The sequence below is a fragment of the Desulfosarcina sp. genome (genome assembly GCF_033791525.1).
In the GTDB taxonomy this organism is placed as follows: domain Bacteria; phylum Desulfobacterota; class Desulfobacteria; order Desulfobacterales; family Desulfosarcinaceae; genus Desulfosarcina.
The window spans coordinates 1-7,300 of sequence record NZ_JASJGN010000074.1 but is presented as its reverse complement, the minus strand read 5'-3'; the positions used below and the strand labels follow the sequence as shown (position 1 = coordinate 7,300).

Annotated in this window: 7 protein-coding genes; 2 read left to right on the top strand and 5 right to left on the bottom strand. The window is 54.9% G+C overall.

What is annotated here, in order from left to right:
- Nucleotides 1-317 precede the first annotated feature (317 nt).
- Nucleotides 318-902 (bottom strand): DNA-3-methyladenine glycosylase I, encoded by a 585-nt coding sequence (locus QNK41_RS03705; protein ID WP_319253877.1) that lies wholly within the window; start codon nt 900-902, stop codon nt 318-320.
- 23 nt (nt 903-925) lie between these two features.
- Nucleotides 926-1,504 carry a GNAT family N-acetyltransferase gene (locus tag QNK41_RS03700; RefSeq protein ID WP_319253875.1) on the bottom strand — a complete coding sequence of 193 codons (579 nt, stop codon included), beginning with the start codon at nt 1,502-1,504 and terminating at the stop codon, nt 926-928.
- A 139-nt stretch (nt 1,505-1,643) separates the two neighbouring features.
- On the opposite strand from QNK41_RS03700, the gene QNK41_RS03695 reads away from it, so the two are divergent.
- Both QNK41_RS03695 and mtgA read left to right on the top strand, forming a co-directional pair.
- Nucleotides 1,644-3,761, top strand: coding sequence for an HDOD domain-containing protein (locus QNK41_RS03695; RefSeq protein ID WP_319253873.1), 2,118 nt, complete (start codon nt 1,644-1,646; stop codon nt 3,759-3,761).
- Nucleotides 3,762-3,863: 102 nt separating this feature from the next.
- The gene (gene mtgA / locus QNK41_RS03690) at nt 3,864-4,574 is read left to right on the top strand and encodes a monofunctional biosynthetic peptidoglycan transglycosylase (protein ID WP_319253870.1); all 711 of its coding nucleotides are present in this window, start codon (nt 3,864-3,866) and stop codon (nt 4,572-4,574) included.
- 16 nt (nt 4,575-4,590) lie between these two features.
- On the opposite strand, the gene QNK41_RS03685 is transcribed toward mtgA, so the two are convergent.
- The 3 genes from QNK41_RS03685 to QNK41_RS03675 form a co-directional block, all read right to left on the bottom strand.
- The gene (locus QNK41_RS03685) at nt 4,591-4,980 is read right to left on the bottom strand and encodes a TM2 domain-containing protein (RefSeq protein WP_319253868.1); all 390 of its coding nucleotides are present in this window, start codon (nt 4,978-4,980) and stop codon (nt 4,591-4,593) included.
- 30 nt (nt 4,981-5,010) lie between these two features.
- Complete coding sequence (locus QNK41_RS03680; protein ID WP_319253866.1) at nt 5,011-5,901, bottom strand: alpha/beta hydrolase; 891 nt, start codon at nt 5,899-5,901, stop codon at nt 5,011-5,013.
- Nucleotides 5,902-6,199: 298 nt separating this feature from the next.
- Nucleotides 6,200-7,105, bottom strand: coding sequence for an adenylate/guanylate cyclase domain-containing protein (locus tag QNK41_RS03675; protein ID WP_319253864.1), 906 nt, complete (start codon nt 7,103-7,105; stop codon nt 6,200-6,202).
- Nucleotides 7,106-7,300: the final 195 nt, after the last annotated feature.

Genomic DNA, 7,300 nt, shown 5'->3' with positions numbered 1-7,300 from the left:
GATATTCGTTTTTAAGAGCGAACCGCAGAATGTCCAATGTCGAATATCGAAGGAATGAATCGCTGTGCGATATCGATTCTATAAAAAGTCAGAATTCCTTCCTTCTTCACTCTGCGGTTCCTTGTTCGACATTGGATATTCGTTTTTAAGAGTGAACCGCAGAATGTCCAATGTCGAATATCGAATGTTGAAGGAATGTATCGCTGCGCGATATCGTTTCCCAAGAAGGCAGAATTCCTTCCTTCTTCATTCTGCGGTTCCTTGTTCGACATTGGACATTCTCTTTTTAATCCTTTGGATCAAGTCGCGCTGCAGTCTTACTTACGCGCCCCTAACTCCCTGTGCCGAAAGCAGGTCACCAGGTGGTCGTTGACTACTCCAGCGGCCTGTAGAAAAGAGTAGCAGATGGTGCTGCCCACAAATGTGAAGCCCTGCTGCTTGAGTGCCCGGCTGACTGTGTCGGACAAGTCGGTGGTGACCGGCATCGTTTCGGGGGTTTTCCAGCGATTCTGGATCACCCGGCCGCCGGTGAAAGACCAGATGTAATCGTCGAAGCGGCCATGGGTTTCCTGCAGGCGTAAAAAGGCCTGGGCGTTGCTGACAGCGGCCCGGATTTTGAGCCGGTTGCGGATAATGGCCGGGTTGGCCATGGCCCCGGCCATGGCTTTTTCAGACATCCCGGCCACCCGCAGTGGGTCGAAACCATGGAAAACCTGGTGGAAGGCATCCCGCTTGTGCAGCACCGTTTTCCACGACAGGCCGGCCTGAAAGGCATCCAGGAGGATGAATTCAAACCACTTGCGGTCGTCGTGGACAGGTACGCCCCACTCTTCGTCGTGGTAGCGCACCATCAGCGCGTCGTCGCCGGGCCACCCGCAGCGTTGGCGTTCGTTATTTACCATGCAACACCTGTTTTTGTCATGGGTTATCGTGGCGGCACATCCAGTGGCAGCCACAGGATAAGATCGGTTTGCCGGTCATTGCCCAACAGAAAAGGCTGGGTTCCCATCTGCACAAATCCCCATTGGTTGTAAAACCGGATGGCCCGGGCATTTCTACCCCAGACGCCCAACCAGATGCCCTCACATTGTCGTCTGGTCGCTTCAACGATGCATGCGGTCATCAACGCGCCCCCCACACCACTGCCGATCCACCGTTTGCGGGCATACAAGCGCGACAGTTGGATGGGCTTTTTTGCATTGATACAGGGCGGTGTCGATGCTTCAACCAGCCGGGCGTACCCCACCGGCTTCCCTCCGGCTTCGGCAATCAGGAACCGTGAAGACGGCTCGGCCAATTCCGTTGCCTGGATGCGCGGGCTGAATGCTTTTTCCAGGTAGGCGGCCATGTCCTCCGGGTGGTTGTCAGCGGCGAAGCTGTCGACAAAGGTCTCCCTGGCCAGTGATGAAAGGCCTTCATGGTCTTCGACCCCTGCCTGTCGGATAGTAATTTGCATTCGCTGCATGGTCACCGTTCTCGGGCGTGAAAGGGTGTTGGCGTTCATCGGCCTTCCATTTTGGGTTGCCATTTTTGTCTTTTTCAGTGGGGCGGCCAAATTCGGCATTTAATATTGTATATCACACTCAAGTTTCAGGGAAAACGGTCGAACTAAAGTTTGACCCTGAAACCTGTGAGGCAAAGAAATGATTTTTAATGGAGATTTGAGTAAATATCATCCGGCCGACGCCATCATGTTTCTATCCCAGTTGAGCCTGAACGGGATCCTTTCCGTTGCCGAAAACCAACGCCTGATTACAGTCAGTTTCAAAAACGGTTTCATCATCGATGCCCATTCCGCCGGTGGGGACGCAAAAATACTCCAGAGCTTGATTTTCAACCGCCAGGTTACTGCCGATGATGTCAAGCGAATCCGCCAGATCCGGACGGAAACGGCGATGCCGATTCGTTCCATTCTTACGCAGATCGACCTGTTTCCCCTTTCGACGGTGGAGGAAATCCTGCTGACCGGCATGAAAGAGGTGTTGTTGGAGATGTTTCTGCTCGATGAGGGGTCCTTTAATTTCACGGATACGCCGGTCGAAGCCGATGGTGCTGAAACCAAACTGGATGCCCGGATGCTTGCTCTTTCCATTGCCGTCCAGTCTGATGAGTACCGTGATTTCATCAAGGGAATCATTTCCCTCGACCGTGAATTCTCAGCTTCCGCCAAAGAGGTTCAGACCGAAACGCTGACCACTGAGGAGCAGGTGGTTTTTCGATTGATGTCCACCTGCAGAACCATTCGACAGGTTCTCGAAAAAGCGCCTTTCGAGAGCAGTACCGTGATAGCGATCATCAAGGACTGCATGGAAAAGGGAACGGTTACGCTCCTGCCCGCCGAAGCGACAGATCAGCCGGCCTCATCGGAATCCAGCGGGGACCCCCTGTTCGGCGCGTTTCGCCAGGCCCTAAAAAAGTTGATGCTGAGCGACGACCCATTGAAGCGCATAGAGGCCCTGGTGGCATTCTGCAAGGGTTTTTACAATGGCATACTGATTCTGACCGCCAAAGACGGCCAAGTGGTGCACTGCAAAAAGCTGCGCAGGGTCGACGGACACGGCCTCGACCAGACGTCCGCCAAGGGTCTTTTAGGGGCACTGGACGACGACCTTGTTTTGTCTGCCGTTCATCGTTCCGGCGTCGCTTTTTTCGGGAACCGGTTTCCATCGAATCTGTTGGACAGGCTGTCCGATGCATCCGCATCCGGCGAATGTGCGCTGATTCCGGTGGTCAACAAGGGGCGGGTGGCGGTCTTCATCTATGTGTTCAGCGAAAGCGGCTATGCGGGCCTGTCCCCCCAGCACTATCTGGAGCTGCTTTCCTGGATGGTTACACCCCGTAAAAAAAATATGACCGACCTGCCTGCGCAGCCCATGTCAGTTGCACAACCGGATAGCCACAAAAGGCCACCCTTGTCCGGCCAGTTCAGCCCGGCAGAGTTGGTGTCCAAGATCGACGAATTGCCGCCCCTGCCCACGCTGGTGACACGTGCGCTCGACATGCTCTCGGATCCCGGCGTGGATATCAAAGCGGTCGAAAAAGTGATCGGCATGGATCAATCCCTTGTTTCCAAACTGATCAAAATCAGCAACTCGGCACTTTTCGGCGGGTTGAATCGTGTCGAGTCCCTTCAGCAGGCACTGACGCGGCTGGGTGCGAAGACCACCAAAGGCCTTGTCTTGTCGGCATCCATGCAGACATACTTTTTAAAGAGCAATCCCGGCATGCAGACCTGGGGCCCGTTTTTATGGCAACACGCGGCCGAGTGCGGCCTGGCAGCCCGCCGAATTGCCGTTGCCGCCGGATACGACGATTCTGAAAAAGCCTTTGTGGGCGGGTTGCTGCATGATATCGGTAAACTGGTACTCCTGCTGGTGAGCGCGGACAGCTACCGGCAGATACAGAATCTCAAAAGGCGAGAGACGCTTACCGACCATGAAGCTGAAAAGCAGCTCATTGGAACCGATCATACTGAGATCGGTGAGCGGCTCATGGAAAAATGGAAAATGCCGGCGTCGGCAAAGGTTTGCGTAAAATATCACCACCACATTGAAAATGCGGGCGAGGCCGCGCCTCTGGCCGCCATCACCGCTTATGCCAATCACTTGAGCCACCTTCACGGCACCCAGCTCCAATGGTTCGTCCCGGATCCAGAGGCCATCTCAGATGAGTTGGCCAGGACACTGAAGCTGTCCCATGACGCCAACGAAGCGCTGGTCGAGTCGGTGGTCGCCGACTTTCAGCAGGCAGGCATGCTTTAACAGCTGCTAAGGGCCACGGCTCCTCCATCGACCCGCACCTTCAGCCCCAAGTGGGTTGATTGCACCCTTCGTCATGGGTTATGAAGGGGTCGAGGAGATTGCATGCCCGGCGCTTTTCAGACAACCAGACGGTCCCGTTGGTCCGTGTTCAGCCTGCTGTGGAAAACGGCTGCATCCATCGTCATCGTCACCGTGGCGATTGTCCTGCTGTTGCGATGGGTTCACCCGCCTACGAGTGCCTTCATGCTGCAGCAGCGCCTGTCCGGCGCTGTCGTCGACTACCGCTGGACACCCATGGACCGGATCTCACCCCATGCGGCCCTTGCGGTCATCGCTTCCGAGGATCAGAATTTTTTCGACCACTGGGGCTTTGACCTGAAGGCGATTGCCGATGCCATCCAGGACAACCGTACCCGCAGACGTCCCCGGGGGGCAAGCACCATCAGCCAGCAGGTGGTCAAGAACCTGTTCCTGTGGTCGGGAAGAAGCTACCTGAGAAAGGGAATCGAGGTCTACTTCACCCTGCTCATGGAATTGCTCTGGCCCAAATCCCGGATCCTGGAAGTTTATCTCAACATTGCGGAGATGGGCAACGGTGTGTTCGGTGTGGAGGCGGCCGCTCAGCGGTTTTTTCACAAACCGGCCGACCGGCTCAATCGGCGTGAAGCGGCTACCCTGGCGGCTGTCCTTCCCAGCCCCAGACGCATGGCGGCCGAACGGCCGTCGGACTATGTGATCCGCCGAACCTGGCAGATCATCGAACAGATGCATGCGCTGGGCGGTACCGGATATCTGAAACAGAACAGCCGATAGAAGCGGTATTCTGCTATCAACCGTTAATGACCGTGATCTGATCGTTCAGCGTCCAGAAATCATAAAGATAGCCCAGCCCGAAGATCCCGCCCGTCAGCAGATAAACGATGCCGATCAGCCATCTGCCCATGTACATGCGATGGATGCCCAACAATCCCAGGAAGGTGAGCAGTACCCAGGCCACCGTGTAGTCGACGGGGCCGCCGCGGAAGCGGATGCTTGCCTGCCGGTCCAGTGAGGGGATCAGAAAGAGGTCGATGAGCCAGCCGATCCCCAGCAGGCCCAGGGTAAAAAAGTAGATGGTTCCCGATATGGGTTTGCCGAAATAAAATCGATGGGCGCCGGTAAATCCGAAAATCCAGAGGATGTAACCGACTGATTTCAGATGGGTGTCGTTGTCGTTCATGATATCTCCTTTTATCGATTCTATCGCGATTCAAGGCCGACTGTTGAGATACGACTGTATGATGGCCACGGCCCTGGCCGTGCTTTCGGGCGCCAATATGTCTCCGGCCAGCACGTGCCGGCCCAAATCCTTGTTGCCCCTGAACAGCACCAGCTTTTTTTGTGAAGACGGGAAGGCCAGGTAGCGCATGATTGCCAGGGTAACGTTGATTACCCGGTCCCACGGGTTGACCATCATCAGCACCGGCATGGCGGCGTTTTTCAAATCGATCCGCCAGGATAAGCGGACCAGCTGCATCATGGTTGCGATGGCCTTGAGCGGGTATCGCATGGTCCAGTATCTTGCCTGCATGGCGTTGGAGACGATGAAGCACCGCCAGCTGCCGAAAAAGCTTTCGAACAGTCGCATTGTGGGCGGCCAAAGCGCTGCGGCCGCCAGGGGGTTTTTGGGAAAAAAGTTGGGCGAGAGGAGAATCAGGCGGTGAATCAGTGCGGCCACAGACGGCTGGGCCGCCAGCCAGGCCGCCAGGGTGCCGCCGGTGGATGTGCCCACCAGGATGACTTTTTTGCCCAGCCGTTGTCCGATGGCAACGGCTTCCATTCCGTCGTCCATCCAATCTTCGACCGTGGCCGTGGCCAGGGCATAGCCATCCTGCCCGTGGCCAGTCAGGCGGGTGTAGAACAGGTTGGCGCCCAGGGCCTCGGCCAGACGGTCGCACATGGGCCAGGTCTCCATGCGGCTTGCCGAAAAGCCGTGGATGTATACGATGGCGATGTCGCGCTGTAGGCGTTGGTCGTCGTGCCAGACGATTTTTTTTTCACATCCATTCCTGATGTCGGAAACCCGGGATTCCGATTTAGCAAGATAGCTGTCAAGGATATCCAATCGTTCAGGAATTTTGTTTTTTAGAAGAACGGACACAGCAGTGCATTGCCTCCTGGGAGGTTATCGGTAAAACTTAAGTGGTCGTGTTCATAAATACGATGGCATTCGATGACCGACGCATCCCGGTCCGTCTGCGTTCCTCGTCGCTTAAATACGACAGGTATTCTCGCTCCTCGCGGCCCAGGCGCCTCGGCCATCTCAGTGCGTCACCGTATTTATGAACACGACCACTTAGCGTGCTGAGCCGAGAATACAAAACGACCAAACCATAGCCCAAAATGGATGAGAATTCAATGTCGAGCAGGGCTCTCCGCTTCGAACGACTACGTATTTTCTACAAAATCCGATAGCGAACAGCCATCGGGTCGTTTTTGCTGACTTTCTGCCCCAGGCCGATCACTCCTTCGTCCTCCAATTGTATGGCATCCCTGCGCAGCAATCTGGGCTCTTCGTCCGGAAGTTTCAAAAATGTTCCATTGGTGCTCTGATCAATGAGCATGAAGCGATTTCGTTGCAGCTCAATGCGGGCGTGCATGCGTGAAACCAATGGTTCGTTGATGATCAGGTGATTGGCAACGCCCCGGCCCATGGTCAGAATAGGCCGTTCGTGATCCACTAATAGGCGTTGTTGCAGGTACCGAATTTGAAGGAGATCCTTTTCCTCTGTCAACGATGCAATCATTTCCTCGGTAAGGGTATTGGACATGGTCAGCAGGTCGGGTTTTCCCCAGATCAGCTCATGGATCTCCATGACATCATCTTTTCCCCTAACCCGCGTCCGGTCAACGATTCGTGCGCGCCGTTTCAGGGTCAGTTTCATCAATGCAAGCGTTTCTTTGTTGGTGATAATCTGATCGCTTTTCGCCAGCTCCACCATGCGTGCTGCCACGTTCACCGCGTCTCCAAACACATCTTCGGGCTCACAGATCACCTCTCCGTGGTGAAATCCGATTCTCAGACGGATGTTGGCCTGGACCATTTTTGGATCAAAAGAGATCTCCTCATGCATCTGTCTGGCGGTTTCGGCTGCCTGGTTGGGTGTCAAAAAGGTACACATCACTTCGTCGCCAATGGTTTTGACGACGGTACCATCATTTTCCCTGGCCAGTTCTTTCAATTGGGTCAGGCAGTCGGAAATCAGTTCCCGTGCCTTGAAATCGCCAAACGTGTCGTAAAGGCGGGTGCTGCCTGCGATATCGGCAAAAAAAATGGTTAACTGGTTGGTGGGGAGGGTGTCCATATCGGGCAATTCACCTTGTGGATAAAGGTTGAATAGGCACCTACAGCGGCAGACTCGCATGGCTGTGTCGGGTTGTCAAGATGCTGTACATTGTGATGATTATGGCGGCCAGTCAGTCGTCTCTTTTTATCCGGTAAGAAATAGCAATTTGCCATCCTGACGGACGTCCCATCCGGTTGCTCATCAACCCGCTGG

Excerpts from the sequence above, each read along its gene's own strand:
- QNK41_RS03705 (WP_319253877.1), bottom strand. The coding sequence starts at position 902 with ATGGTAAATAACGAACGCCAACGCTGCGGGTGGCCCGGCGACGACGCG.
- QNK41_RS03700 (WP_319253875.1), bottom strand. The coding sequence starts at position 1,504 with ATGAACGCCAACACCCTTTCACGCCCGAGAACGGTGACCATGCAGCGA.
- QNK41_RS03695 (WP_319253873.1), top strand. The coding sequence starts at position 1,644 with ATGATTTTTAATGGAGATTTGAGTAAATATCATCCGGCCGACGCCATC.
- mtgA (WP_319253870.1), top strand. The coding sequence starts at position 3,864 with ATGCCCGGCGCTTTTCAGACAACCAGACGGTCCCGTTGGTCCGTGTTC.
- QNK41_RS03685 (WP_319253868.1), bottom strand. The coding sequence starts at position 4,980 with ATGAACGACAACGACACCCATCTGAAATCAGTCGGTTACATCCTCTGG.
- QNK41_RS03675 (WP_319253864.1), bottom strand. The coding sequence starts at position 7,105 with ATGGACACCCTCCCCACCAACCAGTTAACCATTTTTTTTGCCGATATC.